The organism is Microbacterium sp. KSW4-4, from assembly GCF_023091185.1.
GTDB classification, from domain to species: domain Bacteria; phylum Actinomycetota; class Actinomycetes; order Actinomycetales; family Microbacteriaceae; genus Microbacterium; species Microbacterium paraoxydans.
On the sequence record NZ_JAHWXJ010000001.1, the window covers coordinates 554777 to 580748 of the forward strand.

A 25972-nucleotide genomic window follows, 5' to 3' on the forward strand; every position below is an offset into this window, starting at 1 on the left:
GTCGCCGTGGATAAGCGAATAGACTGGGCGGGGCACCCGGCGCGTCCGTGGCGCCTGTCGCTACGGGAGGACGAGACACCAGCATGAGCACCGCGACCAACGTCGAGGCGACGGCAGTCAACACGATCGAATGGCTCGCGGCGGGACGCACGACGATCGTCGTCCCCGTCTACCAGCGGCAGTACCGCTGGGACATCGGCGGCTGCGAGCGGCTCCTCTCCGACGTCAGGGCGGTGGCCGCCGAAGACGACGCGCATCGCCACTTCATCGGATCGATCCTCTCCGCCGAGGACGGCTCCGGTCCGGACGCCGACCTCATCCTCATCGACGGGCAGCAGCGCCTCACCACGCTCATGCTCCTCGTCGCCGCGCTGCATCACTCGGTGCGCGACCGCGATCCGGAGCTCGCCGCCGACCTGGCCCGCGTGCTGGTCCGCCCCGACGATCCCGAGCGCACGAAGCTCCGTCCGCACGACGCCTGGGCCGATCTCTACGAGTCGGTCGTGCTCGATCGCCGCGACGACCTCGACCGGGAGTCGCGCTTCGACGACAACTACGCATTCTTCCGCAGCCAGATCCATGCCGACGAGGTGCCGTTCATCTGGCAGGGGCTGCAGCGACTGGAGCACGTCTCGATCACGCTCGGCGCCCAGGCCAACGCGCAGCAGATCTTCGAGAGCCTGAACTCCACCGGCGAGCCGCTGCGGGATCACGAGCTGATCCACAACTACATCCTCATGGGCCTGAACCATGCCGAGCAGCTGGACGTGGAAGCCCGGTTCTGGCTGCCGATCGAGCAGCACACGGGCGAGGCGATCGGCGCGTTCTGGCGCCACTATCTCGTACTCGTGACGGGGCGGGAGGTGGCGGCGAACGGAGAGCACGGCGTGTACAGCGCCTTCCGCCAGTCGTTCCCGCGCGTCGACGTCGCCCACCTCCAGGCCGACGCCGAAACGTGGCGGCACTATGCGGAGATCTACGGCATCCTCCTCGATCCGACGAAGGAGCAGGACCCGGAGATCGCGCGGCAGCTGGGGTACGTGAACACGTTCGGACGCTCCTCGTACCCGCTGATCATGAGCGCCTACAGCGATCACGCGCGCGGGCTGATCGACCGAGCCCAGCTCATCGAGACGCTCGAGTGGCTGCAGGCGATGTTCCTGCGCCGCGCGCTCGTGAATCTCCCTGCCGAGCGACTCATCGCCCGGCTCTGTCGTGCCCGTCGCGACGGACACGACGCCCTCGCCCGTGCCATCGCGCGGATCACCCCCTCCGACGAGCGGGTCAGCGCCGTGCTCAAATACAGCGAGCTGCCGTATCCGGCCTACGTGCTCGGCCGGCTCGAGGGCGTCGACGACGTGGACGGCTTCGACGTCGAGCACATCGTGCCCGCCGTGCCCGGCGACGCCTGGTCCGGCGACGGCGTGCGTCCCTGGAGCGAGTACTCCGAGGACGAGCAGAACAGCCACCGTGCCCTCGCACCCACCCTCGGCAACCTCACGCTCCTGGAGCAGGGGCTGACGGAGCGGGTGTTCGGCGCTTCCTTCCCCGCCAAACGCGATGAGGCCTACGCCCGCAGCGCGGTGCCGGCAACCCGCGCCCTCGCCGCACAGGAATCCTGGGGCACGGCGGCCATCACCGCACGCACGGTGGCGCTGACGGCCGACCTCGTCCGCGTGTGGGCACGACCCGCACTGCCCGAGATCGACGACGACGGCCTCACCCCGATCCTCGACGCCGTCCGCCGCCGCGGCTGGCCCGCGGGGTGGGAGCGCGAGTTCGACTACGTGGAATACCGCGGCGAGCGGTGGGAGGTGTACGACGTCAAGCACCTGTTCAATCGCGTGTTCCGTCGGGCTTGGACCGACACGACCGAGGCCGCTCTGGCCTACTGCGCGACCCACGGCGGACCGATCTACCGCGACAAGGCGTGGAAGGGGCAGTGGGACGACCTCGACGACACGCACTTCCTTTACATGGGTTGGGACTCGAACTACATGATGACGGCCGTCCAGGGAGTCCTCGACGAGTCCGGCATCGCCGCCGAGGTCTTCGTGAAGTACTCCTACATCGGGAATGTGATGTGACCATGACCACTGTCATCCGCCGCCGCCTGCTCGACCTTGTGCTCGAGGACCACACGCTCACGGTCCCCCTCGTGTGGGACGACCCGGCAGATACGCGCACGATCGACGTGTTCGCCCGCGTGGTGGCACGCGAGGGCGGCGAGGCCCTCCCCTATCTGGTCTTCCTGCAGGGCGGGCCGGGCCACGAGGCGCCGCGCCCCTTCCACGCCTCCACGGCACCGGCGTGGCTGGATCAGGCCCTCGCGCACTATCGGCTCGTGCTCCTGGACCAGCGCGGCACCGGCCTCTCCTCCCCCGTCGGCGACGGCGACCTCGCGCAGGGCGCCGAAGCCGTCGCCGAGCACCTGACGCACCTGCGTGCGGATGCCATCGTGCGCGACTGCGAGGCACTGCGGGAGCATCTGGGGGCATCGACCTGGAGCGTCCTCGGTCAGTCGTTCGGCGGCTTCACGACGCTGGCCTACCTGTCCACCCACGCGGATTCCCTCGACGACGTCTTCATCACCGGCGGTCTCAGCACGGTCGAGCGCGATCCGGACGAGGTGTACGCGCTCTGCTTCGACAAGATGCGCACGGCCTCCGAGCGGTACTACCGGCGCTTCCCGGAGCACCGCGACGTCATGCGACGCCTGGTCGATCTCGCGGACGCCGGTGAGCTCGTCCTTCCCGACGGCGAGGTCGTGTCGCCTTCGCGCCTGCGCTCCGTCGGCTCCGCGCTCGGCACCGACGACGGCTGGCAGACGGTCTGGTCCTTGCTGGAGCGGGATCCCGCGTCCAACGCCTTCCGGCACGACCTCCAGCACGCCATGCCCTTCGGCGGCCGCAACCCGCTGTACTACGCGTTCCATGAGTCGAGCTATGCGAACGGGCACACCACGCGGTGGTCCGCCGAGCGCGTCGAGCCGACGGACTTCCGCGACGATCCGACCCTCTTCACGGGCGAGCACATCCGCCGCGAGTGGGCCGACACCGTCCCGGCGCTGCAGCCCTGGCGCGAGGTGACGTCCATCCTGGCGGAGCACCCCTGGCCGCGGATCTACGACACCGCCGCCCTCGCCGCCTCCGGGGCGACGGGCGCCGCCGCCGTGTACGTGAACGACGTGTATGTGCCCCTGGAGTTCTCGTTGGAGACCGCCCGCCTCCTCCCCGGTGTGACCCCGTGGGTGACGAGCGAGCATGAGCACAACGGCCTGCGGACGGGGCCCGTGCTGGAGCGGTTGATCGACCTCGCCCACGGACGCCGCCTCCGCTGACCTCCGCCGCGCGACGGATGTCACCGCCGCGCTCCGCGATCTATCCTGGGGCCATGGAGCATCTGCTCGGGTGGACCACGATCGTCCTCGTGCTCGGCACGGGGCCGGTGCTGTTCTTCGTGGGCATCCGGCATTCCCTCTCCCGTCGTCCCGTCGAGGAGAAGTACGAGCAGGCCGGGTCCGGAGGGCTGGTCGGCGTCTTCGACGCGGTGTGGTCCCCCACCGCGCACGAGGCCGGCCAGGAGCGAGACCGGCAGACCCGGCGCACGGCCCCGGCGCCGACCCCCGGAGATCCGCCGGGCCGCATCGAGCGCGGACGCATCGTCATCGACGTCTGAGCGACTCGCCCACCCCGCGCATGACGAAGGCCCCGCACTCCGAGGAGTACGGGGCCTTCGTGGGCGGTCTTACTTGGAGGAGCCGCCGAAGCCCTTGAAGCGCTGGTTGAACTTCTCGACGCGGCCGGCCGAGTCCATGATGCGCTGCTTGCCCGTGTAGAAGGGGTGCGAGGCCGACGAGATCTCGACGTCGATCACCGGGTACTCCACGCCGTCCAGCTCGATCGTCTTGTCGCTCGTGACAGTGGAGCGGGTGAGGAAGGTCTCGCCCGAACCCAGGTCGCGGAACACGACAGCCTTGTACTCGGGGTGAATGTCAGTCTTCATGGGATTCCTTTGTTGCTGCCCTGGATTGTGCCAGGGACGAGGGAAGTCTGTGGTGCCGAACGCACCAAGGATCGATTCTACCAGTACTTCGACAAGCTCAGTAACCCATCGGAACCGAGCTCAGTAACCCAGCGGGGACCGAACTCAGTGACCCACGGGGACCGAGGTCAGGAGGCGGCGCGGGCGGAGTAGCGCCCGTCCTCGCTGCTGAGCGCGATCGGCATCCCGAAGGTCTCGCCCAGGGCATCCGCGGTGAGCGTCTCGGCGATCGGGCCCGCGGCGACCACGGCACCGTCGCGGATCAGCAGCACGTGCGTGAACCCGACGGGGATCTCCTCGACGTGATGCGTCACCATGAGCATCGCGGGCGTCGTCGGCGCCGACGCATAGCCGCCGAGCAGAGCCAGCAGCTCCTCGCGCGACCCGAGGTCGAGCGAGGCGGTCGGCTCGTCGAGCAGCAGGAGCTCCGGGTCCGTCATGACCGCCCTGGCGATCTGCACGCGCTTCTGCTCGCCGTCGCTCAGCGTGCCGAAGGTGCGGTCGGCGAGGTGCGCGAGACGCCAGTCGCCCAGCACGCGCAGCGCACGCCGCTCGTCGATGTCCTCGTAGCTCTCGTTCCAGCGCCCGAGCACGGAGTACGCCGCCGTCAGGACGGTGTTGAGCACCGTCTCGTCGCGCGGGATGCGCTTGGCCATGGCGGACGACGCGAACCCGATCCGCGGACGGATCTCGAAGACGTCGGCGCGTCCGAGTGTCTCGCCGAGGATGGTGACCGTGCCCGAGGTGGGGTGCATCAGCGTGTCGGCGAGCTGCAGCAGGGTCGTCTTCCCCGCACCGTTCGGCCCGAGGATCACCCATCGCTGATCGTCCGAGACCTGCCAGGTCACGTGATCGATGATGTTGCGCCCCTCTCGGCGCACGACGACGTCGGTGAACTCCAGAGCGATCGGCATACCGAAAGCCTATCGGCTCAGGCGGACAGCTCTGCGTAGAGCGCGCGCGTCTCGTCGGCGATCGCGACCCAGCTGAACTTCGCGCGGGCCCTCTCCCGACCGGCCTCCCCGTACTCCCGCGCCCGCGCCGGATCCGTGGCGACCTCGGTGAGGACTGCCGCGAGATCGGCGATGAAGCGGTCGGGGTCGGTCGGTGTGCCCGTACCGTCCTGCACCTGCTCGATGGGGACCAGCCGGCCCGTCACGCCGTCGTCGACGACCTCGGGGATGCCGCCGGTCGCCGTTCCCACGACGGCCGCTCCGCAGGCCATGGCCTCGAGGTTCACGATCCCGAGCGGCTCGTAGACGGACGGGCAGACGAAGGTGGTCGCTGCGGCCAGGATCGCCGACAGCTCGTCCCGCGGCAGCATCCGCTCGATCCACACCACGCCCTCTCGGGTCTGCTGCAGCAGCCGCACCCCCTCCTGGACCTCCGCCATGATCTCCGGCGTGTCCGGAGCACCGGCGCAGAGGATGAGCTGGACCTCGGGCGGCAGCAGCCGTGCCGCCTGCAGGAGGTAGGGCAGACCCTTCTGCCGCGTGATGCGTCCGACGAAGACCACCGAGGGTCGGTCAGGATCCATGCCGATCGAGGAGAGGAAAGCTCGATCCTGGACCGGACGCCAGCGCTCCACATCGATCCCGTTGTGGATCACCCGGACCCGCGCGGGGTCGACCTGCGGATAGCTGCGGAGGATGTCCGCGCGCATGCCGGCACTCACCGCGATCACCGCGGCGGCGTTCTCGTAGGCGAGCTTCTCGATACCGCTCGACACGGCGTAGCCGCCCCCGAGTTGCTCGGCCTTCCACGGCCGCAGCGGCTCGAGGCTGTGCGCCGTGAGCACGTGCGGGATCCCATGGAGCTGGGAGGCGAGGTGTCCTGCGAAGTTCGCGTACCAGGTATGGCTGTGCACGACGTCGGCGCCCGCGATGGCCGACACGATCTCCAGGTCCGTTCCGAGCGTCTGCAGCGCCGGGTTGGCGGCGGAGAGGCTCTCGGGAGCGCGGTAGGCGAAGGTGCCCTCCTCGTCGCGCGGCGCGCCGAACGCACGCACCGTCACATCGATGTCCCGACGCAGTGCCGAGACGAGTTCGGCGACGTGCACACCCGCGCCTCCGTAGATCTCCGGCGGATACTCCTTGGTGATCATCTCGACTCGCATGCCTAGACGCTATCGAGCGGGTTGTCCAGATGCTAGTTCCCCGCGCCGAACGGGATCTATGGTGGACCCATGTCCGCTCCAAAGAAGGTCTTCGGGATCATCCTCGCTGGCGGCGAGGGCAAGCGACTCATGCCGCTGACGGCCGACCGCGCAAAACCCGCCGTCCCGTTCGGCGGCCAGTACCGCCTGATCGACTTCGCCATCTCGAACCTCATCAACTCCGGGCTGAGACAGATCGTCGTGCTCACGCAGTACAAGTCGCACAGCCTCGACCGGCACATCTCCCAGACCTGGCGCATGTCGGCCCTGCTCGATTCGTACGTGACCTCGGTCCCGGCCCAGCAGCGCCTGGGCAAGCGCTGGTTCTCCGGCTCCGCCGACGCGATCCTGCAGAGCATGAACCTGATCAACGACGAGAAGCCCGACATCGTCGTCGTGATCGGCGCCGACCACGTCTATCGGATGGACTTCCGGCAGATGCTCGAGGCGCACATCGAGTCCGGCGCGAAGGCGACGGTCGCCGGCATCCGTCAGCCACTCGCTCTGGCGTCCCAGTTCGGGGTCATCGACGCCGACCCGGAATCCGGGCGGATCCGCCAGTTCCTGGAGAAGCCGACCGACGCCACGGGTCTCGCGGACTCCCCGCACGAGGTCCTGGCCTCGATGGGCAACTACATCTTCGACACCGACGCCCTGATCGCGGCCGTCGAGGCCGACGGGGAGCTGCCCACGTCGAGCCACGACATGGGCGGCGACATCGTCCCGTACTTCGTCGACCGCGGCGAGGCCGGCTACTACGACATGAAGCAGAACGAGGTCCCGGGGTCGTCGCCGCGCGACCGCTCCTACTGGCGCGACGTGGGGACGATCGACTCGTTCTTCGACGCGCACCGGGACCTGATCTCGACGCTCCCGATCTTCAACCTCTACAACATGGAGTGGCCGATCCACTCGCAGGCGGTCAACTCCCCGCCGGCGAAGTTCGTCCGCGACTCGGTGGGGCGGATCGGCAACGCCATCGACTCGATCGTCTCGCTGGGGTCGGTGCTCTCCGGCACGCACCTCGAACGCAGCGTCGTGGGGCCGTGGACCCTGGCCGGCGGCGGCTCGACCATCACGGACTCCGTGGTGTTCGATCACGTGCACGTCGGACAGGGTGCCCGCGTGCACCGCGCGATCCTCGACAAGAACGTGGTCCTCGCCGACGGCGCGACGGTCGGAGTCGACCGTGAACGCGATCTCGCCCGCGGGTTCACGGTCACGGAGTCGGGGATCACGGTCGTGGGCAAGGGCGTGTTCATCGAACGCTGACGCGTCATGCGGCACGGGCTCCGGTCCCCCGGGTCGCTAGGCTCGGGGGGTGACCACCGCGCGATTCCTCGTCGTCCTCGATGCCGATTCCACGCTCATCCGGAACGAGGTGATCGAGCTCCTCGCAGAGGAGGCCGGGCGTCGGGCCGAGGTGCAGGCGGCCACCGAAGCCGCGATGCGCGGGGAGATCGACTTCGCGACGAGCCTCCGCTCCCGGGTCGCTGCTCTCGCGGGCGTTCCCGTCGAGGCGTTCGCCCGCGTTCGCGCCCGCGTGGAGCCGACCCCGGGCGTCCGCGACCTCACCGCCGCCGTGCACGCACGGGGCGGAGTCGTCGGCGTGGTCTCGGGCGGGTTCCACGAGATCCTCGACGAGGTCGCACCGGGACTCGGCGTGGACCGCTGGCGCGCGAACCGCCTCGAGGTCGCCGACGGCGCGCTCACGGGCCGGGTGGACGGTGACATCGTGGACGGCACGGCCAAGGCCTTCTGGCTGCGCACCTGGGCCGAGGAGCTCCGCGTGGCGCCGCATGCGACCATCGCGATCGGCGACGGCGCCAACGACCTCCCGATGATGGCGGTCGCCGGCCTGGGCCTCGCCTTCAACGCCAAGCCCGCCGTCCGCGAGTCCGCGAGCCTTGTCATCGGCCCGATCGACCTCGGGACGGTCATCCCTCTGCTCCCCTGACCCTGGCCGATGTCCGGGGCCGGGTCTACGGTCGGATCATGGACATCATCCTCATCCCCGGCCTCTGGCTCGACGCCTCCAGCTGGGACGACGTCGTGCCCGCCCTCGAGCGCGCCGGCCACCGCCCTCGCCCGCTGACCATGCCCGGGCTCGACGCGTCTGCGGAGACAGCGGCGGGTATCGGTATCGAGGACTGGGTCGCCGCCGCGGTCGCCGCCGTCGATGCCGCGGAGGGCGATGTGGTGGTCGTCGGGCACAGTGGCGGAGGCAATGTCGCCTGGGGCGTCGCCGACGCACGACCTGACCGCGTGGCCAGGGTCGTCTTCGTCGACACCGTGCCCCCACCCCCGGGCTCGGGCATCAGCGAGTTCCCGGTGCAGGACGGCGTCGTCCCGTTCCCGGGCTGGGGCTTCTTCCCGGACGAGGACGTGCACGATCTGGACGACGAGACCCGCACGAGGACCGTCCCGCTCACTCACAGCGTGCCCGCGCGGGTGCCGACGGACGAGCTCGCTCTGAGCGACCCGGCGCGGTTCCGCATCCCGGTCACCCTGCTGATGGGAGGGCTGGATCAGGACGCCTTCGATGCCGTGATCATCCAGTGGGGTCCGTACGCGGAGGAGTACGGGGCGATCGACGACGCCGAGGTCGTCCGGATCGGCTCCGCGCACTGGCCCCAGTTCTCGGCGCCCGAGCGTTTCGCCGAGCTCCTCGTGCGCGCGATCGATCGCTGACGGGGAGAGCCGGGCTCAGTGCCCCATGCCGAGACCGCCGTCGACCGGGATGACGGCGCCCGAGATGTAGCCGGCGTCGTCGCTCGCCAGCCAGGTCACGACGCCTGCGACCTCATCCGGCGTCGCGAAACGTCCGGCGGGGATGTTCGCCTTGTACTGCTTCTGCGTCTCCTCGGGGAGTTCCGCGGTCATGTCGGTCTCGATGAAGCCGGGTGCCACCACGTTGGCGGTGATGCCGCGTCCGCCGAGCTCGCGCGTGAGCGAGCGGGCGAAACCGACCAGCGCGCTCTTCGAGGCGGCGTAGTTCGTCTGCCCCGCGGAGCCGTAGAGGCCCACGACGCTGGAGATGAGGATGACCCGTCCGAACCGCGCTCGCAGCATCCCCTTCGAGGCCCGCTTGACGACGCGGAACGTGCCGCCGAGGTTCGTCGCCACGACGCTGTCGAAGTCGTCCTCGCTCATGCGCATGAGCAGGGTGTCCTTGGTGATGCCCGCGTTGGCGACGACGATCTCCACCGGGCCGAGCTGCTGCTCCACCTCGGTGAAGGCCGCGTCGAGAGCGGCGGCGTCCGTGACGTCGGCGCGCACCGTCAGGGTGCCCTCCGGACCCTCGCCGCTGCGAGCGGTCACCGCCACCCGGTAGCCCTCCCGCACGAAGCGCTCGGCGATGGCGCGGCCGATGCCGCGATTGCCTCCGGTGACGAGGACGACGCGCTCCGCGCTCATGGGACACTCCTGGGTCTGGGGTCGAGGGCCGGGAATCCGAACCGTGATCGATCCTAGCGACGTTGCTGTGCCGCCTTCACGACGGCCGTTTGACAGACGAGGGGCGGGCTGGGACTCTGAGGGCGACGAAAGGCATCAGAGTGAGCGATCCCCGTATCTCCGGTCCGTCGGGTGAGCAGCCCCCGGCCCTCCCATCGGCCCCCGGCTCCTCGCCTGCGTACCCGGGATTCCCGCAGACTCCCCCGGCGCATGCCGCGCCGCAGCAGTATTCGGCCCCTCAGCAGTATTCGGCCCCTCAGCAGTACGCGGCCCCGCAGCCGTATGGGGCTGCGCCTGCCCGCCCGATCAGCGGCCTCGCGATCACCTCCCTCGTCTGCGGCATCGCCGGTGTCGTGCTGTTCTGGGCGATCGTGCCGATGCTCGCCTCGATCGCGGCCGTGATCACCGGTCACATGGCGCTCGGGCAGATCCGTCGCACCCCCGGTCTCGGAGGCCGCGGCATGGCGATCGCCGGGCTCATCCTCGGCTACGTCATGATCGGCGTGCTGGTCTTCACCATCGTGTCGACGATCATCGGCCTCGTCGTCTTCGGCGCCTTCACCCTGCCGTTCGTCTTCGCGAGCTGACGCCTCGCCCGGGCATGCCGATGTCGCCACGGCGGCGTAGGCTGGAACCATCGTGAAGAGCGCACGTCGAGTCCCGGCCGTCACCTCACTGCCGCAGTCCCCGCGGGATGAGGGTGACCACCGTGTGCGCCGGTACGCCCTCACGATGACGATCCGCATCGTCTGCTTCGGGCTGATGTTCTTCGTGCAGCCCTTCGGCTGGTGGACATGGGTCTTCGCGCTGGCCGCCGCTGTCCTCCCGTACATCGCGGTCGTCTTCGCCAACGCGGGCAGCGACAGCACGGAGACCGCCGCCGAGTCGCCGCTGCGCGAGATCGACGCGCCGCCCGCACCGTCGCTCGCTCCGGAGACCGCCCCCGACGTCATCACCATCCGCGAAGGCCGCACGGACCGATGAGCGAGCTCATCTGCTCGCGCGCCGGATGCCGGAGCGCGGCCACGAAGCAGGTCGTCTGGCGCAACCCGCGCATCCACGCCGCCGACCGCGAGAAGATCTGGCTGGCGTGCGATGAGCACGTCGGCTTCCTCCACGACTACCTGGCCGCGCGGGACTTCCCGGTGACGGTTCGAGACGGGGTGCCCTCCTCATGAGCAACCGCCTGACCCGCTGGGGCGTGTACGTCCTCATCGCCATCGGCTTTGCGATCGCCTGCGTCTTCCTGTCGAACTGGCAGTTCGAGCGTAACGAGTCCAGGGCCGAGCAGATCGCGCTCGTGGAGCAGAACTACGACGCACCGGCCGTCCCCCTCGCCGACGTGGTCGCCGACGACGAGCTCGACCCCGCAGACGAATGGCGCCCCGTCACGCTGCAGGGCGAGTACCTCGCCGACGAGCAGCTTCTGGTCCGCAACCGTCCCCACGGCGGAACGAGCGCGTTCGAGGTGCTGGTCCCTTTCCGTGACGCGGACGGCCGTGTGCTCATCGTCGACCGCGGCTGGGTGCCCCCGGGCGAGGGGCAGCTCCCGGACGCCGTTCCGTCGCCGCCGTCCGGCGAGGTCACGGTGACCGTCCGCCTGCGTCCCGGCGAGCCGCTTCCCGGGTCCGGACGCGGGGCTCCGGAGGGCCAGGTGCCCACGATCCACCTCCCGTCCATCGCCGACCTCGTCGGGGACGACGTGATCACCGGCACCTACGGACGCCTGGTCGAGGAGCAGCCCGCCGCCGACACGGCACTGGGTGGCTTCGAGTCCCCCACCGACGACCCGGGTCCGCACCTGTCCTATGCGATCCAGTGGATCCTGTTCGCCATCATGGGCTTCATCTTCATCGGATACATCATCCGCACGGAGATCGTGAAGCACCGCGAAGAGGTCGAGGGGAAGCCGGCACCGGTGAAGGCGCCGAAACGCCGCGACCGCGACGCGGACGCCGAGGACGAACTGCTCGACGCCCGCTGAGCGGGCCGGGGATCGTCAGCCCCGACCCCGTCGGCGCCGTGCCGTCATCGCCACGAGCCCCGTGGCGAACAGGAGGGTCCCGAGCAGCAACGTGCCCCACGGGTCCCCACCGGTGCGGGGAAGACGGCCGCCGCCAGGGTCCGCTCCGGAGCCGTTCGAGGGCGGAGTGGGCGTCGGCGGCACGGGGGCGTCCTCCCAGACGGCGTAGAGGACGAGGTCGGCGGTGAGCGTCGAGATGCTGAGCCGGTCGAACGCGGGATCGGCGACCGTCGCGTCCGCGGACGCCGACCACCCGAGGAACGTGGTCCCGGGACCTCGGAAGAGCAGGTCGAATGCTCCGGGATACGTGATGGACGCCTCCGGAGGCCCATCCCAGGTGACGGTGCCGTCGGCCCCGCCGTTCTCCTGGAAGGTCACGGCGAACGAGGGAGACGGATCGGAGTACACGGCGGTGAGCGTGATGTCTCGTCCTGCGAAGCGCACCGTGTGTCCCGCCCGGAAGAGTCCGTCAGCCGCCACGGGGCTCGTGATGATGCGCGCCGCCGCGATCGTCGCGATGCGCCAGCCGACGAAGACCTCGTCACCCCGGGTCAGTCCCGCTCCGTCCACGACGATCGCGCTCGATCCGGCGTCGTAGCCGAGCGGATCCGTCGGCACGGTGCCGCCGGTGTTGCCGTCCCCGTCGTAGTGGAGGGTGAAGGGAGCGGCCTCCGGCTGCTGCCACCGGGCGTAGAGCTCGAGGTCGGCGCCGACCGGCGTGTCGAAGTCATACGGCACGAAGAAGCCTGCTGTCGTCCGCTGGTACCAGCCGAGGAACGTCTGGCCGTCCGGTACCGGGGGCAACGGATCCGGAGTGGTCGCCATCCCCTGGTCCTCGACCGTCTGCGTCAGCTCGTCGATGGGCTCCGGGCTGGAGGGATGGTCGTAGAACCGGACCGTGTGCGGATCCGTCAGCCACCGCGCGTAGAGCACCAGGTTGCTGGCCGGCATCGTCGCTCCGTCGAACGTGAACGGCACGTTGAACTGGGAGTCGGTGTACCAGCCGAGGAAGACATCGCGACCCCGGGTGGGGTCGGCAGGCGCCGACGCCTCGAGCGAGGTCTCGAAGGGGATGCCCGTGACGGCGGGGATCGCTGTGCCGCCACCCGTCACGAAGCTGAGCGCATACGTGTTGCGGCTGTAGAACTGGTACCGGTATCTGTCGTTGACGTTCCCGCTGTTGTTGAGCTGATAGAGCCGTCCGGACGGCTGGTCCAGCTGGAAGTAGTTGCCCTGGGTGTTCGTTCCGGTGCCGTACCCGACGTACGACGTGAACCCGTCGATGACGCTCGCCACCTGCCGATCGCCGGTCGACGCCCAGTACCAGGCGCTCCGGTACTGCTCGAAGACCTGGTGACCGGCGGGGACGGCGGCGCGCACGGCGGTCTTGTTGTTGGCGTACAGCGTCTCCACCCGCAGCGGGTCGTTCGGGGTGCCGTCCGGCGCGAGGACGACATCCGGCGCCGACTGACCCTGGTCGAGAGCCTCGGCGTACTCGAACCGCTGCGTGAGGTTCTGCGTGGACGCGGCCGCCATCTTGCCGGTCATGGTCGTGGTGCGTCCGGCGAGATCGACGGACCCGGCATCCGCACCCGCACCGGTGTAGACCGCGGTGAAGATCAGCGGCGTGAACTGCTGGGGTCCCCAACCGCGGAGGACGCAGCTCTGATTCTCCGTCCCGGCGTCGTAGACGGTGATCATCCCGGACCCGTCGGTCTGCGACAACGGCACCGGTGCCACGCCCGCGGCCTGCATGTCGAAACCGATCTTCTCGCGCACCGAGAACGTGCCGAGCAGCTGCGCGCCACCGGACACGGTCGACGCGAAGTAGGTGTTGCCGCCGACATCCATGGTGATGTCGTAGGTGCCCGCGGCGGCGCACGCGGCGGGGACATTGGCCGAGCTCCCCGGGGCGATGAGCCGGAAGTCCGTGCGCCACAGCGCCCGCGTCAGATAGACGTTCACCACCGTCGACCCGTCGCCCTGCACCGTGACGTCCTGTTGACTCACCGCCAGGTCGGCGAAGGTGAGCGGATCGGACTGCACGACGGCGGGGTCGAGCTGCGCGCGCACGAGCTCCTTGATGAGCGTCGGGAGGTCGTCCTTCGCGGTCGGGCCCCCGACGGTGGAACCCGCGGTCGCCGAGGAGGCGATGTCATCGAGGAAGAGGAAGTTCGCCGGATCCGCCAACTGGGCGTCGCTGAGCCTCCCGTCGTCGTCGGTCCACGCCGGGGGTGCGGCGCCCGCCGCGGTGAACACCGGGGACGGGTAGGACTCGGGAACGACGTTCGGCTTCTCCAGCCAATAGCTCACGTGGTACTCGACGTCCTGCCCCTGCCACCCCGCGTAGAGCGTGGTGGTGTCCGTCAGCGGGAGGTCGACGGGCTGCGATCGCGCGGCATCCGCCCACCACTGCGTGAACGTGTAGCCCGTGCGGGTCGGGGGTGGGACAGCCGCGAGATCCGCTGCGGTGAAGGCCGTGTCGGGCTCGACGACGAACTCCGGGGTCACCGCGGTACCGTCCGTCACGAAGGACACCGCGAAACCGGAGACGAGGATCGGCACCAGCCGGAAGTTCCCGGTGACCGGGGTCGCGAAGTCGTACGGGCTCCGGGTCGGGTCGTCCTCGCGGTACCACTCCCCCGTGAAGACCTTTCCGTCCGGCACCTCGGCGACATCGGGAGCGATCTCGCCCAAGGGCTCGCCGTCCCGCACTTCATCGGCGTCGATGATGCGTTCCGCGTCCTGCCCCGCGGGACCGGCGAGGAACTGCACGACCCGCGTGTCCGCGAAGGTGGCTCGGACGACGAGGTCCGTCGTGATGACCGTGCTCTCGAACCGGAAGGGCTCCTCGGCACCGGCGGGTCCCGTGACCCAGCCGTCGAACGGTCCCTCCGCGGACGTCGGTGCCGGCTGCCGCGGCGCCAGCCCTCCGTCCGCGACGGCGACCTGTGCGACGGTGCTGCCGAGAGACTCGAACGTGACGGTGTGATACCCCCAGATGCCCGGCGTCGTCGGTCCGCCGACGGGAGCGGCCGCGAGAGCCGGAGCCGCGGTGGCCACCGCTCCGGCGACTCCGAGGACCAGCGCAAGCGCGGCGACGAGAGTCCGACGTCGTGCCCTGCGCATGTGGTCGTCCCCCTCCGGCGAGCAGATCGCTACAGTGTGCCACCCCGCCACTCTCCGTTCCACCCCCTCTCACCCCGGGTCTCACCCTCCCCTCCCTCCCCTCCGCCCGCCCTGCCGAGCTCAAAAAGTCCCCTCACCTCGAGCTCCCGTGACCGTTTTCCATCCCGCATCCGCGTGCGCCGCGGTTGCGGGATCAGAAACGGGCGTGCGGCAGCGCCGGGACGCCCCTTTTTGATCCCGCGCGGGACGACCGTGCGGGATCGGAAACGGGACGACCGTGCGGGATCGGAAACGGGCCGCCCGCGTGGGGAAAGGGGGCGTCAACGCACCAGGGAGCCGGGGACGGCGGCGGAGGAAGGGGCGGGGGCGGAAACGGGGGCGGGGGCCGCGAGCTGCCAGCGGCCGTCGACACGACGGTAGACGATCCGGGTGTGGTTCCGGTCGGACGCCCCCTGCCAGAACTCGACCCGCGTCGGAACCACCCGCCACAGCACCCAGTCCCCCGGTTGCAAACCCCCGCGTGCGCTCTCGGAGCGGGCCGCGAGGTCGGCGTCGCTCTCGGTCGCCGACGCCTCCTCCACGGTTCCTCGGACTCGGACCGCGCGCCGCTGCGGCTGCCACCAGAGGTTCAGCGCCGCCGCCGGACGCGCACCGAGCTGCGCGGCCTTCCGGGAGGACCGGGCCCCGGCGAACGCCCAGCCGCGCGCGTCGACGTCCTTGAGGATCAGCGTGCGCGCGTCAGGGATGCCGTCGGCGTCCACCGTCGCCAGCGTCGCCGCGTGCGGTTCGGGGACGCCGGCCGTCGCCGCCTCGCGGAGCCACTCCCGGAAGAGCAGCACCGGATCGTCCGGAAGGTCGTCGAGGTGCAACGGCGGAGCCGTCCCGGTGAGGGTGGGCTGCGCGCGCAACCACGTCGCGAGTTCCGAGGGAGGAAGGATCGGGTGCGCCGCCATCCTCCGACTATGCCACGACCCGCTACGCGAGCTCGATGAGGTCCTGGTACTCCTGGCTCCAGATGTCCTCGACGCCGTCGGGCAGGATGAGGACCCGCTCGGGGTTCAGCGACTGCACCGCGCCGGGGTCGTGCGACACGAGCACCACCGCACCCTCGTAGTGGGCCAGCGCCCCGAGGATCTCCTCGCGCGAGGCCGGATCGAGGTTGTTCGTGGGCTCATCGAGCAGGAGGAGGTTCGCGGACGACACGACGAGCGTCGCCAGCGACAGCCGGGTCTTCTCGCCACCGGACAGCACACCCGCCGGCTTGAGGACGTCGTCGCCGGTGAACAGGAAGGAGCCGAGGACCTTGCGGGCCTCCGTCTCCGTGATGTGCGGAGCGGCCGACACCATGTTCTCCAGGACCGAGCGGCTGACGTCGAGGTTCTCGTGCTCCTGCGCGTAGTACCCGACCTTGAGGCCGTGTCCGGGCTCGAGCTGGCCGGTGTCCGGCTGGTCGACCCCCGCGAGCATGCGCAGCAGCGTCGTCTTGCCCGCACCGTTGAGACCGAGCACGACGACCTTGGAACCGCGGTCGATCGCGAGGTCGACGTCGGTGAAGATCTCCAGCGAGCCGTACGACTTCGACAGCCCGGAGGCCATGAGCGGGGTCTTGCCGCAGGGGGCGGGTTTCGGGAACCGCAGCTTCGCGACGCGGTCCTCCTGACGCACGTCCTCCAGCCCGGAGAGGAGCTTCTCGGCACGCGCGAGCATCTGGTGCGCTGCTGCCGCCTTCGACGCCTTCGCCCCGAAGCGCGCCGCCTGCTGCTGCAGCGTCGTCGCCTTCTTCTCGGCGTTGGCCCGCTCCTTCTTGCGACGCTCCTCGTCCGCAGCGCGCTGCCGCAGATAGTTCTTCCAGTTCATGTTGTAGATGTCGATGACCTGGCGGTTGGCGTCGAGATAGAACACCCGGTTGACGGTCTCGCCCACGAGCTCGACATCGTGGCTGATGACGATCAGCCCGCCCTTGTAGTTCTTGAGGAACTCGCGCAGCCACACCACGCTGTCCGCGTCGAGGTGGTTGGTCGGCTCGTCGAGGATCATCGTCTGCGCGTCGGAGAAGAGGATGCGCGCGAGCTCGATGCGCCGACGCTGGCCTCCGGAGAGGGTCGACAGCGGCTGGTCGAGGATGCGGTCCGGCAGCGAGAGGTTGTGCGCGATCGAGGCCGCCTCCGCCTCGGCCGCGTAGCCGCCCTGCGCCTCGAACTTCTCGGTGAGCGCGGCGTAGCGCTTCATCGCCTTGGCAGCGACCGCGGGGTCGTCGGACCCCATCGCGAGCGAAGCCTCCGTCATGCCGAGGTTGAGCTGGCCGAGGCCGCGGGCGTCGAGGATCCGGGTACGGGCGAGGTCTTCCGGATTGCCCGAACGGGGATCCTGCGGCAGGTAGCCGAGCTCGCCGGAACGGGTGACGGTGCCACCCGAGGGCAGCACGTCGCCGGCGAGCACCTTGGTGAGCGTCGTCTTGCCCGCACCGTTGCGTCCGACGAGGCCGATCTTGTCGCCATCGGACACACGGAACGAGACGTTCTCCATCAGCAGGCGCGCGCCAACGCGGATCTCGAGGTCGTGCACGGCAAGCACAGCGGACGTCCGTTCGTTCGGGAGGAGGTGATGGCCGAGCGGCCAGCCAACCAGTATATGCCGCCCTGCCTGTGGCGACGCCCGCACGGATATCCCTCTCCAGGGTGACCGAGGCGATACCCCGGAGTGATGCCCCTCTCCCCACCCCCTGCTTACGGTGCCGGAGTGGACATCCTCAACGACCTCATCCTGCAGGCGATCGCCTCCCCCTGGCTGTACGCCGTGCTGTTCGCGGTGACCGTGATCGACGGGTTCTTCCCGCCGGTCCCGAGCGAGACGGTCCTCGTCGCCGCGGCGGCGGTGGCCGCATCCACCGGCGACGGCGACATCGTGCTGCTGGGTGCCGTCGCCGCCCTGGGCGCCGCGATCGGCGACAACATCGCGTTCCTCATCGGGCGCCGCCTGGGCACGACGAGGTTCGCCTGGATGCGGCGCCCCCGCGTCGCCGCCGCCTTCGCCTACGCGCAGCGCGCGCTGGACCGTCGCAGCGCCACGCTGATCCTGGGCGCCCGCTACATCCCGATCGGACGCGTCGCGGTGAACATGTCCGCCGGAGCGCTCGGATTCCCGTGGCGACGGTTCCTCCCGCTGAGCCTCATCGCCGGTGTGAGCTGGAGCGTGTTCAGTCTCGCGATCGGGCTGCTCGCGGGCGCGTGGCTGCACGACCAGCCCCTCCTCAGCGCCGCCATCGGCGTCGTCATCGCCCTGATGGTCGGCGTCGTCATCGACCGGATCGCGGCGCTCCGCCGACGCCGTACGCCGGTCGCGCACCTGGCAGGATGAGACGCATGGCACGCCGCCGAGAGCGCACCCCGCGCCCGCCACGGATCAGCCGTCGCACCGGCGCCCTCGTGGCGCTGACTGCGGCGGTCGTCGTGCTGTACGCGCTCCTCGTCTCCCTTCAGACGGTGCTCTCCGGCACGCCGCTGCCCCTGTCCTTACTGCTCGGCGCCGCCGTGTGCGGCGCTCCCCTCCTCGTCCCCTCCCGGCCGCGGACGGCGATCGTCGTCTTCGCCGCCGGCGCCTTCCTGCTGCCGCTCCTCGTCGAGCCGGCGCGCGCGATCCACTCCCCCTGGCCCTGGTCGGTACCGGCCCTCCTGTCCTTCGTCCTCCTCGTGGGCGTGATGTCCTTCGTGCAGGGAGCCCGCCTCGGAGGCCTCACCCTCGTGATCGGCGCACTGACCTCGCTGACGGCGCCGCTGCTGCGCCCGGACATGGTCGCGACGCCGGCGAGCTCCGGCAGCGCCACCGCCAATCTCATCGTGACGACCTCGGTCGCTGCCGCGATGCTGCTCATCGCCGTCCTCGTCGCCGGTCGTGTGCGTGTCGCGGCGGAGCTCACGAGGGAGAAGGAGCACAGCGCGCTGGAGGAATCCCGGCGCGCTCTCGTGGAGGAGCGCACCCGGATCGCCAGGGAGCTGCACGACGTCGTGGCGCACAGCATGTCGGTGATCCAGGTGCAGGCGTCGACCGCGCGCTACCGGATCGCGGACCTCGACGCCGAGGCCGCCGCCGAGTTCGACGACATCGCCGCCACCGCGCGCACGTCGCTCACCGAGATGCGGCGCATGCTGGGAGTGCTCCGCACCGAGGACCAGCACGCCGAGCTCGCACCGCAGCAGGGACTGGACGACGTCCCGGCCCTCGTCGACACGATCCGCCGGGCAGGGGTGGAGGTCGGCCTCGTGCTGGAGGGGATGGAAGCGGCCTCCGCGGCGGGACCCGGCGTGCAGATCGCCGCCTTCCGCATCGTGCAGGAGGCGCTGAGCAACGCCGTCCGCCACGCGCCCGGTGCCCGCGTCACCGTCCGGCTCCATGCCGACGTCGATGCCCTGCACATCCGTGTGCACAACGCCGCACCACCGCAGCCGACCGAGAGCCCCTCCGGCGGCTACGGCCTCCGGGGAATGCGCGAGCGCGCCGAACTGCTCGGCGGAAGCCTCGCCGCCGGGCCGTCCGACGACGGCGGCTGGACCGTCGAGGCCACCCTGCCGCTGTCTGCAACGGCCGTACCGCCGACCCCGACCGCCTCGGCGGAAGACAAGGAGAACCCGTGACGATCAGCGTGCTCATCGCCGACGACCAGGCGATGGTCCGCGCCGGTTTCGCCGCCCTGCTGGACGCGCACGAGGGGATCCGGGTGGTGGGCCAGGCGGCCGACGGCGCGGAGGCTGTGACGCTCGCCGCGCGGCTCGATCCCGACGTCATCCTCATGGACGTCCGCATGCCGGAGCTCGACGGCATCGAGGCCACCCGCCGCATCCTCGGTCCGTCGTATCCTGCCGCGCACGTGCCGCGGGTCCTCATGCTCACCACCTTCGACATCGACGACTACGTCTACGACGCCCTCGCCGCCGGGGCCAGCGGGTTCCTCCTCAAAGACGCTCTGCCGGAGGAGCTCGTGCACGCCGTGCGCGTGGTGGCGGGCGGCGATGCGCTCCTCGCCCCCAGCGTGACCCGGCGCATGATCGAGCAGTTCGCCGGACGGCGGCCGGCCTCGCGCAGGTCCGCGACCGCCCTGGCCGAGCTCACCGACCGGGAGCGCGAGGTGCTCGTCCTCATCGGCAAGGGCCGCTCCAACACCGAGATCGCCGGCGACCTGTTCATCGCCGAACAGACCGTGAAGACCCATGTCGGCAAGGTGCTCGCGAAGCTCGGTCTCCGCGATCGTGTGCACGCCGTCATCCTCGCGTACGACACCGGTCTGGTCGAGCCCTCCGCCTGAGTCACCCCTGCGTAGGGGTCAGGACGGCACCACGGAGTGATGTCCCGTCCCCCACCGCCTCCATAGCCTCCGAGGACACCGTTCCCAGGAGGACTCATGGTCATCGCCGCGGCTCCACGCCTCAGCACCCCCGCCCCCGCCGTATCCGCCCCCACCGGCCACCGCGACACCGGAATCGACTTGGTGCGCGCGCTGTGCGTGCTCGGCGTCGTCCTGCTGCACGCGGTCATGGTCGGGGTCACCATGTCGGAGACCGGACCGGTGTTCGAGAACGCGAGCGACGGCACGAGCTGGATCGCGCCGCTGAGCTGGCTGCTGCAGGTGATGCCGCTCTTCTTCGTGATCGGAGGGTTCTCGGGGCTCCTCGCGTACCGCCGCCTCCGCGCCCGCGGCGGGAGCGCGACCGCCTTCGTGGCCGGTCGGGTGCACCGGCTCCTGCGCCCGGCCCTGTTCACGGTCGGCGCGGTCGGGGCCGCGCTCGCGGTGCTCACCGTCGTCGGCGTCGCGCCGGATCTCATCGCCGTCGCGGGCTTCCGATACGGACAGCCCCTGTGGTTCCTCGGGGTCTTCCTGCTGTGTCAGGCGCTGCTCCCCGCGTTCGTCGCCCTGCACGAGCGCGCGCCCCTGCGCACGATCACCGTCCTCGCCACCGCGGCCGTGGCGGTCGATGTCCTGCGGGCCGTGACCGGGAACGACGCCGTGGGGTTCCTCAACCTCGCCTTCGTGTGGTTGACGATGCAGCAGCTCGGGTTCCTCCTCGCCGACGGCCGCGTGGACGCCCTTCGTCGCCGCACCCGCGCCGCGATCGGCGCCGGCTCCCTCGCCCTCCTCGTCATCTCCTTCCTCGGCGGCGTGTACTCCCCCGACCTCATCGCCAACATCAACCCGCCGACGTCCGCTCTGCTGCTGGTCGGGCTGATCCACACGACGCTTTTCTCCCTGTACCGAGCGCGCATCGGGCGTTTCAGTCGTCGCATCCCGGTGGCCGCGTTCACCGCCTTCGTCACCCGACGGACGATGACGATCTACCTCTGGCACATGCCGGTGCTCCTGTCGATGGCCGGAGCAACGGCCCTCGCCGCCCTCGTCGGCGGCGTGACCCTTCCCGCCCTCGACAGCGCGGAGTGGTGGGCCGCCCGCCCACTGTGGCTCCTGACGGCTGTCGCCCTCACCGCGATGGTCGCGGTCCGCGTCGATCGGTTCGAGAATCACCCCTCGCCGGAGGCGACGGCGTCGCACCGCCGCCTGGCGCTGGCAACGGTGCTGGGTCTCGGCGGAGTGGTGCTCCTCCTGGTGCTCGGCACGACGGTCGCCACCGCGGCGCTCGCCGTCCTGCTGCTGGTCGCGGCGCTGCGGCTGGCGGGACACCCCGGGAGCGCCGTCCCCGGCACCGCCGTCCTGGCCTGACCGTCAGCCGACCCCGCGGGCGGCGAGGGCATCGCCGACCTGATCCGCGTGGCGCAGCGTCAGTACGAGCAGCGGCACCACGCCGCGCATGCCCAGGCGGACTCCTCGTGCGCGCTCCGCGTCCCGTACCCGCTGCGCGAGTCCGGCCACCACGGGAACCATGGTCAGCGTGAGCGATACCGCCATCGACACCGCCTCCGGATCGACCCCGACGCGCCGCAGCGGACGCAGGAGGCTCTGCAGCACGGCCAAGAGATCGGACATGCGCGTGGTCAGGGTGAGGAGGGCGGCGAGCAGCAGCAGCACGGCGACCCGCCCGGTGCTCACCCAGGCGGCGACGGGAGACACGAAGACGGCGAGGGCGATCGCGAGCACGAGCAGGACCGCACGCAGCCGCCACAGCTCCGTCACCGCGGCGGAGAGCGGCACCCCCGCGATCGGGTAGAGCGCGAGCACGGCCGTGAGGCAGACCGCGACGCTGAGCGGCCCGTGCGGGAACAGCGTCAACGCGAGCGCCGCGACGGCGAGCCCGGCGAGCTTCGGACCGGCCGGCACCCGATGCAGCAGTCCCGCACCGACCGGGGACGGCAGGATCATGCGCACAGCCGCCGGTAGCGTGCGATGACCGCCTCGGGCTCTCCCTGATCGACGACGCACCCGCCGTCGAACAGGACGGCGGTGTCGCAGCGGGCCGCGAGCTCGAGATCGTGGGTGACGATCAGCACCTGCGCCTCCTGCGACAGAAGGAGGTCTCCGATCCGCCGCGCGTTGCGCAGGTCGAGGAGTGTCGTCGGCTCGTCCGCCACGATCAGCGCCGGCTCGGCGAGGAGCACCGCGGCGAGGGCCAGCATCTGCTTCTGTCCTCCCGAGAGCGACGACGCCGGGATGTCGGCGTGGGCACCGAGACCGTGCCGCTCCAGGGTCTCCTGCACGCGGGCGGCGATCTCGTCACGGGGCCGCCCTCGGAGCGACAGCGCCAGATCCTCGGCCGGGGTCGGCATCAGGATCTGGGCATCCGGATCGGTGAAGACGAAGCCCACCCGACGGCGCACGGCGGTCCGCTCCCGGAGCGCGTCGAGGCCGTGGACGGTGACCGTTCCCGTGGTCGGCGTCATGAGGCCGTTCAGCAGCCGGGCGAACGTCGACTTCCCCGAGCCGTTCGCTCCGATCACGGCGATGCGCGGTGCGGTGAGCTCCAGCGTCACGTCGTCGAGGAGCACGCGGTCGTCGACGGTCACGCCCACGCCGTCGAGACGCAGCGTCCCCGGCTCCGCGATCGTCGTCGCGTCCCGCTCCCGCCAGCGCATGCATCCTCCTGAACACCGTTCACCTGAACGCCGTTCACTATAGTGGGGGCATGAGTCCCGAGACGAATCCCGCCCGTCACGATCGGGAGAGCGTCGCACGGACCGCCCTTGCTCTTCTCGACGAGGTGGGGCTGGCGGATCTCTCCATGCGCCGCATCGCGGCCCGGCTCGACGTGCAGCCGAGCGCTCTCTACTGGCACGTGGCGAACAAGCAGGAGCTCCTCGCCGACCTCGCCGATCGGATCACCGCGACCGTCCCGGGCGGAGTCGAAGGAGTCCTCGCGACCGCCCGCGCGCTCCGCGACGCCCTCTTCGCCTACCGGGACGGCGCCGAGCTCGTCCTCAGCACGTACGCGCTCCAGCTCGGCTCCGCGCATGCCCGCGACGCCCTGGTCGCCGCCCTCCACGCCGAGGGCGCCACTCACGCCGAGGATCGCGGGGCGGCGATCCTGCACTTCGTGCTCGGCCATGCCACCCTCGTCCAGCAGCGGATGCACGCCGACAGCCATGGCGCACTCCCGGCCTCCGGCGAGGTCGACGTCACCGCGGGCCTGGACCGGGTGTTCGACCTCGGCGTCATCGCCCTGGCCGGCGAGCTCAGCGCACCGATGACTCCGCGGCGTGCCCGAGCCTGAGCCCGGGGACCACCGCGAGCAGCACCAGCCCGATACCGAGGACGAACACGACCGCGAACGCGTCCGCGCCTCCGCCGAGGGTGGCGACGGCGAGGCCCGCCAGTGCGATGGCGACCGCCGAACCCGTGGCATCCGAGATCGACAGCGCCGAGGAGTTGAATCCCTGGTTCGTCTCGTCCGAGTAGGCCAGCGTCAGCACGGTGAGCCGCGGATACAGCAGCCCCATGCCGCCCCCGGCGAACGCCCACCCGACGATCACGAAGGCCGGCGAGGCGTCGAACGCCGCTGCGGCCAGGAGGCAGAGCATCGCCACGAGCAATGCGCCGAGGCTGAGCGCCGTGATGCGGTGATTGCCCAGCCGCTCACCGTAGCGGCCTTGCGCAGCCGACGCCCCGGCCCAGGCGAAGGCCGCCAGCATCAGGGCGACTCCGGCCCAGGTCGCGGAGAAGTCGAACTTCCGCATCAGCAGGTACGGGATGTAGGCCTCGGCGGCGAAGAACGCCCCGGCCGCCACACCGCGCATGAGCACGACGCTGGGGAGCCCGGCGCCGGCTCGGAGGGTCCGTCGTGGCAGGAGCGGCAGCACGACGACGCCGATCGCGAGCACAGCCCCCAGTGCCACCGGCCACCCGATCGCCGGATCGAGCTCGGCGGACAGCCCGATCACCACCGCGAGCACCGCCACGATGACGGCCAGCAGCAGACGGGTCACCAGCGCACGGCGGTCTTGCGGCTCCCCGCGGCCGAGATCGACACCCCGCAGTCGGATCGCGATCATCGAGAAGGCGATCGCGGTCAGGACTGCCACGCCGAGGAACGCCCAGCGCCAATCGAGGTACTCCGCCACCGCTCCGGCGAGGAAGGGCCCGATCATCGACGGCACCACCCAGGCGGCCGCGAACGCCGCGAACACCCGGCCGTGCAGATGCGGCGGATACAGCCGCGCGACCACGACGTACAGGGCCACCGTCTGCCCACCCGCGCCCAGCCCCTGCACCAGTCGTCCGATCAGGAACTGGGGCATCGTCGTCGCGAACCCGGAGATCAGCAGCCCCAGGATGAAGAGGGTGACGGCGGCGTACAGCGCGCCGCGCGGACCACGCGCGTCCGACCAGGACCCCGCCGCGACCATCCCGATCACGCTGGTCGCGAGCGTACCGGCGAAGGCGACGGCATACAGCGATTGGCCGTTCAGGGCATCGCTGACGATCGGCATGACCGTGGTCACCGCCAGGGCCTCGATCGCGGCGAGGAAGATCAGGGCGACAGCACCCAGAGTCACCCAGACGCGGCTGCGGTCCCAGATCGTTGCCGTCGGCTCCGCCGCCGTCATCGCTCGACGAGCGCGGCGATGCGCTCGATCGCCTCGGTGAGGATCTCGGGGCTCGTGCCGAAGTTGAGTCGCACGTGCCCGGCCCCCTCGTCGCCGAAGGCCGGGCCGAAGTGTAGCGCCACCTTCGCCTCACGGAGGATCTTCCGGGCGGGGTTGTCTCCCCAGCCGAGGGCGGAGAGGTCGATCCACGCGAGGTATCCCGCGTCCGGAAGGCGATAGCGGGCGGCGGGGAGGTGACGGGCGAGCAGGTCCTCGAGCAGGACGCGGTTCTCGTCGAGCGTGCGCAGGAGGCCGTCGAGCCACGCGTCGCTCTCCTCCGAGAACGCGGCGACGGCGGCGAGCAGACCGAACTGCCCCGTCCGCCACTCCACCTCGACGGGCAGGTCGCGCACGACCGCGGACGTCTCTTCTGCGGCGGTGACCATGAGCGCGCACTTCAGCCCCGCGAGGTTGAACGCCTTGCTCGCGCTGACGACCGCATAGCCAATGCGGGCCGCCGCGTCGCTTACGGCGAGGAACGGCGTGAAGCCCGTGCCCGGCTGGGTGAGCGGCGCATGGATCTCGTCGGAGACGATCGTCGCGCCGTACTCCTCGGCCAGTTCGGCCAGCGCGGACAGCGTCTCCCGATCGTGCACGGTGCCGGTCGGGTTGTGCGGGTTGCAGAGGAGCATGGCCGTCGCGCCGTCCTCGAAGGCGGCGCGGATCCCGTCGAGGTCGAGCTCCCAGCCGGTCCCCGTGTCGCGCAGCGGGACACGCTGCACCTCGGCACCGGCCTCGGCGACGAGGTCATAGAAGGGCGGGTAGACCGGCGGCGTGACGACGACGCGCTCCCCCGGCTGCGTGACGCGACGGAGGATCTCGACGATGCCCATGCTCACGTCCGCCGTGCTGCGCATCCGCGCCGGGTCGGGGCGCCAGCCGAAGCGGCGCTCCGCGAAACCCGCGTACGCCTCCGCCAGCGGCGTCCGCGAGGCGATGTACCCGGTGTCCCCGAGATCCAGCGCCCGCTGCAGTGCGGCCGTGATCGCCGGGGCGAGCGGGAAGTCCATCTCCGCGACGAAGAGGGGCAGCACGTCTTCGGGATACTCCCGCCACTTCTCGCTGGTCCGCTCGCGCAGCTCCGACAGCGACAGGGCCTTCACCGACAGCATTCGTCCTCCGATTCTCTCCGCGCCGATGCGGAG

The 25972-nt window shown here is 70.6% G+C and carries 26 protein-coding genes; 15 read left to right on the forward strand and 11 right to left on the reverse strand.

Translation table 11 applies throughout. The features are described from left to right. The first annotated feature begins 83 nt into the window (after positions 1–83). From KZC57_RS02805 to KZC57_RS02815, 3 genes are read left to right on the forward strand one after another with little or no spacing between them, the layout of a single operon-like run. Positions 84–2087 carry a DUF262 domain-containing protein gene (locus KZC57_RS02805; RefSeq protein WP_105949926.1) on the forward strand — a complete coding sequence of 668 codons (2004 nt, stop codon included), beginning with the start codon at positions 84–86 and terminating at the stop codon, positions 2085–2087. After that, complete coding sequence (locus KZC57_RS02810; protein ID WP_199787643.1) at positions 2084–3340, forward strand: alpha/beta fold hydrolase; 1257 nt, start codon at positions 2084–2086, stop codon at positions 3338–3340. The genes KZC57_RS02805 and KZC57_RS02810 overlap by 4 nt, the downstream gene beginning before the upstream one ends. 53 nt (positions 3341–3393) lie before the next feature. Next, positions 3394–3678, forward strand: a complete 285-nt coding sequence (locus tag KZC57_RS02815; RefSeq protein WP_126893090.1) for a hypothetical protein — start codon at positions 3394–3396, stop codon at positions 3676–3678. 69 nt (positions 3679–3747) lie between these two features. On the opposite strand, the gene KZC57_RS02820 is transcribed toward KZC57_RS02815, so the two are convergent. From KZC57_RS02820 to glgA, 3 genes are all read right to left on the reverse strand, one after another. Continuing rightward, the gene (locus tag KZC57_RS02820) at positions 3748–4005 is read right to left on the reverse strand and encodes a type B 50S ribosomal protein L31 (protein WP_025103626.1); all 258 of its coding nucleotides are present in this window, start codon (positions 4003–4005) and stop codon (positions 3748–3750) included. A 167-nt stretch (positions 4006–4172) separates the two neighbouring features. Beyond that, positions 4173–4958, reverse strand: a complete 786-nt coding sequence (locus KZC57_RS02825) for an ABC transporter ATP-binding protein (RefSeq protein WP_060921845.1) — start codon at positions 4956–4958, stop codon at positions 4173–4175. A 17-nt stretch (positions 4959–4975) separates the two neighbouring features. After that, entirely contained in the window at positions 4976–6160 is a 1185-nt protein-coding gene (gene glgA / locus KZC57_RS02830) for a glycogen synthase (RefSeq protein WP_247640997.1), read from the reverse strand. A 69-nt stretch (positions 6161–6229) separates the two neighbouring features. Here glgA and KZC57_RS02835 point away from each other — a divergent pair, with 69 nt between their 5' ends. From KZC57_RS02835 to KZC57_RS02845, 3 genes are read left to right on the forward strand one after another with little or no spacing between them, the layout of a single operon-like run. Further along, positions 6230–7471, forward strand: a complete 1242-nt coding sequence (locus KZC57_RS02835) for a glucose-1-phosphate adenylyltransferase (protein ID WP_060921847.1) — start codon at positions 6230–6232, stop codon at positions 7469–7471. Positions 7472–7520: 49 nt separating this feature from the next. Beyond that, positions 7521–8156 carry a phosphoserine phosphatase SerB gene (gene serB / locus KZC57_RS02840; RefSeq protein WP_105949930.1) on the forward strand — a complete coding sequence of 212 codons (636 nt, stop codon included), beginning with the start codon at positions 7521–7523 and terminating at the stop codon, positions 8154–8156. A 38-nt stretch (positions 8157–8194) separates the two neighbouring features. Then, the gene (locus tag KZC57_RS02845) at positions 8195–8890 is read left to right on the forward strand and encodes an alpha/beta fold hydrolase (RefSeq protein WP_247640998.1); all 696 of its coding nucleotides are present in this window, start codon (positions 8195–8197) and stop codon (positions 8888–8890) included. A 15-nt stretch (positions 8891–8905) separates the two neighbouring features. Here the strand turns inward: KZC57_RS02845 and KZC57_RS02850 are convergent, their stop codons facing one another. Further along, on the reverse strand, positions 8906–9616 hold the full coding sequence (locus tag KZC57_RS02850) for a beta-ketoacyl-ACP reductase (RefSeq protein WP_060921849.1): 711 nt from the start codon (positions 9614–9616) through the stop codon (positions 8906–8908). A 140-nt stretch (positions 9617–9756) separates the two neighbouring features. Between KZC57_RS02850 and KZC57_RS02855 the strand changes: the two genes are divergently transcribed. The 4 genes from KZC57_RS02855 to KZC57_RS02870 are packed head-to-tail and all read left to right on the forward strand — an operon-like array spanning position 9757 to position 11639. After that, on the forward strand, positions 9757–10242 hold the full coding sequence (locus tag KZC57_RS02855; protein ID WP_247640999.1) for a DUF4190 domain-containing protein: 486 nt from the start codon (positions 9757–9759) through the stop codon (positions 10240–10242). 52 nt (positions 10243–10294) lie between these two features. After that, positions 10295–10639: a DUF3099 domain-containing protein gene (locus KZC57_RS02860; protein ID WP_082750016.1), complete on the forward strand. Its 345-nt coding sequence runs from the start codon at positions 10295–10297 to the stop codon at positions 10637–10639. Beyond that, positions 10636–10833, forward strand: a complete 198-nt coding sequence (locus KZC57_RS02865) for a hypothetical protein (protein WP_060921850.1) — start codon at positions 10636–10638, stop codon at positions 10831–10833. The genes KZC57_RS02860 and KZC57_RS02865 overlap by 4 nt, the downstream gene beginning before the upstream one ends. Continuing rightward, the gene (locus KZC57_RS02870; RefSeq protein WP_105949931.1) at positions 10830–11639 is read left to right on the forward strand and encodes an SURF1 family protein; all 810 of its coding nucleotides are present in this window, start codon (positions 10830–10832) and stop codon (positions 11637–11639) included. Before KZC57_RS02865 ends, KZC57_RS02870 begins: the two co-directional genes overlap by 4 nt. 15 nt (positions 11640–11654) lie before the next feature. Here KZC57_RS02870 and KZC57_RS02875 read toward each other — a convergent pair whose 3' ends face one another. The 3 genes from KZC57_RS02875 to KZC57_RS02885 form a co-directional block, all read right to left on the reverse strand. Further along, positions 11655–14807 carry an InlB B-repeat-containing protein gene (locus KZC57_RS02875; protein ID WP_247641000.1) on the reverse strand — a complete coding sequence of 1051 codons (3153 nt, stop codon included), beginning with the start codon at positions 14805–14807 and terminating at the stop codon, positions 11655–11657. 320 nt (positions 14808–15127) lie between these two features. Further along, positions 15128–15760 (reverse strand): pyridoxal 5'-phosphate synthase, encoded by a 633-nt coding sequence (locus KZC57_RS02880; protein WP_247641001.1) that lies wholly within the window; start codon positions 15758–15760, stop codon positions 15128–15130. A gap of 22 nt (positions 15761–15782) precedes the next feature. After that, positions 15783–17381 carry an ABC-F family ATP-binding cassette domain-containing protein gene (locus tag KZC57_RS02885; protein WP_060921888.1) on the reverse strand — a complete coding sequence of 533 codons (1599 nt, stop codon included), beginning with the start codon at positions 17379–17381 and terminating at the stop codon, positions 15783–15785. 165 nt (positions 17382–17546) lie between these two features. Between KZC57_RS02885 and KZC57_RS02890 the strand changes: the two genes are divergently transcribed. The 4 genes from KZC57_RS02890 to KZC57_RS02905 all read left to right on the forward strand — a co-directional run bounded on the left by KZC57_RS02890 (position 17547) and on the right by KZC57_RS02905 (position 21513). Then, positions 17547–18164 carry a DedA family protein gene (locus KZC57_RS02890; RefSeq protein WP_105949934.1) on the forward strand — a complete coding sequence of 206 codons (618 nt, stop codon included), beginning with the start codon at positions 17547–17549 and terminating at the stop codon, positions 18162–18164. Between the two features lie 5 nt (positions 18165–18169). Further along, entirely contained in the window at positions 18170–19438 is a 1269-nt protein-coding gene (locus tag KZC57_RS02895) for a sensor histidine kinase (protein ID WP_247641002.1), read from the forward strand. Beyond that, entirely contained in the window at positions 19435–20106 is a 672-nt protein-coding gene (locus KZC57_RS02900; RefSeq protein WP_247641003.1) for a response regulator transcription factor, read from the forward strand. The genes KZC57_RS02895 and KZC57_RS02900 overlap by 4 nt, the downstream gene beginning before the upstream one ends. A 96-nt stretch (positions 20107–20202) precedes the next feature. Beyond that, entirely contained in the window at positions 20203–21513 is a 1311-nt protein-coding gene (locus KZC57_RS02905; RefSeq protein ID WP_247641004.1) for an acyltransferase, read from the forward strand. Between the two features lie 3 nt (positions 21514–21516). Here KZC57_RS02905 and KZC57_RS02910 read toward each other — a convergent pair whose 3' ends face one another. Together KZC57_RS02910 and KZC57_RS02915 are read right to left on the reverse strand one after the other, a co-directional pair. Next, positions 21517–22110, reverse strand: coding sequence for an energy-coupling factor transporter transmembrane component T (locus KZC57_RS02910; RefSeq protein WP_144881199.1), 594 nt, complete (start codon positions 22108–22110; stop codon positions 21517–21519). Then, complete coding sequence (locus KZC57_RS02915) at positions 22107–22820, reverse strand: energy-coupling factor ABC transporter ATP-binding protein (protein WP_060921894.1); 714 nt, start codon at positions 22818–22820, stop codon at positions 22107–22109. The genes KZC57_RS02910 and KZC57_RS02915 overlap by 4 nt, the downstream gene beginning before the upstream one ends. 50 nt (positions 22821–22870) lie before the next feature. On the opposite strand from KZC57_RS02915, the gene KZC57_RS02920 reads away from it, so the two are divergent. Further along, entirely contained in the window at positions 22871–23455 is a 585-nt protein-coding gene (locus KZC57_RS02920; protein ID WP_247641005.1) for a TetR family transcriptional regulator, read from the forward strand. Here the strand turns inward: KZC57_RS02920 and KZC57_RS02925 are convergent. Together KZC57_RS02925 and KZC57_RS02930 are read right to left on the reverse strand one after the other, a co-directional pair. Further along, a complete protein-coding gene (locus KZC57_RS02925) occupies positions 23418–24788 on the reverse strand; it encodes an MFS transporter (protein WP_247641006.1) in 1371 nt (456 codons plus the stop codon). The genes KZC57_RS02920 and KZC57_RS02925 overlap by 38 nt on opposite strands. Continuing rightward, the gene (locus tag KZC57_RS02930) at positions 24785–25939 is read right to left on the reverse strand and encodes a MalY/PatB family protein (RefSeq protein ID WP_247641007.1); all 1155 of its coding nucleotides are present in this window, start codon (positions 25937–25939) and stop codon (positions 24785–24787) included. Before KZC57_RS02930 ends, KZC57_RS02925 begins: the two co-directional genes overlap by 4 nt. Between the last annotated feature and the right edge of the window lie 33 nt (positions 25940–25972).

Bases quoted from the DNA above. Each gene is read 5' to 3' on its own strand.
- KZC57_RS02920 (WP_247641005.1), top strand. From the start codon at position 22,871: ATGAGTCCCGAGACGAATCCCGCCCGTCACGATCGGGAGAGCGTCGCA.
- KZC57_RS02835 (WP_060921847.1), top strand. From the start codon at position 6,230: ATGTCCGCTCCAAAGAAGGTCTTCGGGATCATCCTCGCTGGCGGCGAG.
- KZC57_RS02825 (WP_060921845.1), bottom strand. From the start codon at position 4,958: ATGCCGATCGCTCTGGAGTTCACCGACGTCGTCGTGCGCCGAGAGGGG.
- KZC57_RS02865 (WP_060921850.1), top strand. From the start codon at position 10,636: ATGAGCGAGCTCATCTGCTCGCGCGCCGGATGCCGGAGCGCGGCCACG.
- KZC57_RS02880 (WP_247641001.1), bottom strand. From the start codon at position 15,760: ATGGCGGCGCACCCGATCCTTCCTCCCTCGGAACTCGCGACGTGGTTG.
- KZC57_RS02895 (WP_247641002.1), top strand. From the start codon at position 18,170: ATGGCACGCCGCCGAGAGCGCACCCCGCGCCCGCCACGGATCAGCCGT.
- KZC57_RS02815 (WP_126893090.1), top strand. From the start codon at position 3,394: ATGGAGCATCTGCTCGGGTGGACCACGATCGTCCTCGTGCTCGGCACG.
- KZC57_RS02925 (WP_247641006.1), bottom strand. From the start codon at position 24,788: ATGACGGCGGCGGAGCCGACGGCAACGATCTGGGACCGCAGCCGCGTC.
- KZC57_RS02905 (WP_247641004.1), top strand. From the start codon at position 20,203: ATGGTCATCGCCGCGGCTCCACGCCTCAGCACCCCCGCCCCCGCCGTA.
- KZC57_RS02910 (WP_144881199.1), bottom strand. From the start codon at position 22,110: ATGATCCTGCCGTCCCCGGTCGGTGCGGGACTGCTGCATCGGGTGCCG.
- KZC57_RS02870 (WP_105949931.1), top strand. From the start codon at position 10,830: ATGAGCAACCGCCTGACCCGCTGGGGCGTGTACGTCCTCATCGCCATC.
- KZC57_RS02850 (WP_060921849.1), bottom strand. From the start codon at position 9,616: ATGAGCGCGGAGCGCGTCGTCCTCGTCACCGGAGGCAATCGCGGCATC.
- KZC57_RS02805 (WP_105949926.1), top strand. From the start codon at position 84: ATGAGCACCGCGACCAACGTCGAGGCGACGGCAGTCAACACGATCGAA.
- KZC57_RS02820 (WP_025103626.1), bottom strand. From the start codon at position 4,005: ATGAAGACTGACATTCACCCCGAGTACAAGGCTGTCGTGTTCCGCGAC.
- KZC57_RS02875 (WP_247641000.1), bottom strand. From the start codon at position 14,807: ATGCGCAGGGCACGACGTCGGACTCTCGTCGCCGCGCTTGCGCTGGTC.
- KZC57_RS02915 (WP_060921894.1), bottom strand. From the start codon at position 22,820: ATGCGCTGGCGGGAGCGGGACGCGACGACGATCGCGGAGCCGGGGACG.
- KZC57_RS02845 (WP_247640998.1), top strand. From the start codon at position 8,195: ATGGACATCATCCTCATCCCCGGCCTCTGGCTCGACGCCTCCAGCTGG.
- KZC57_RS02930 (WP_247641007.1), bottom strand. From the start codon at position 25,939: ATGCTGTCGGTGAAGGCCCTGTCGCTGTCGGAGCTGCGCGAGCGGACC.
- glgA (WP_247640997.1), bottom strand. From the start codon at position 6,160: ATGCGAGTCGAGATGATCACCAAGGAGTATCCGCCGGAGATCTACGGA.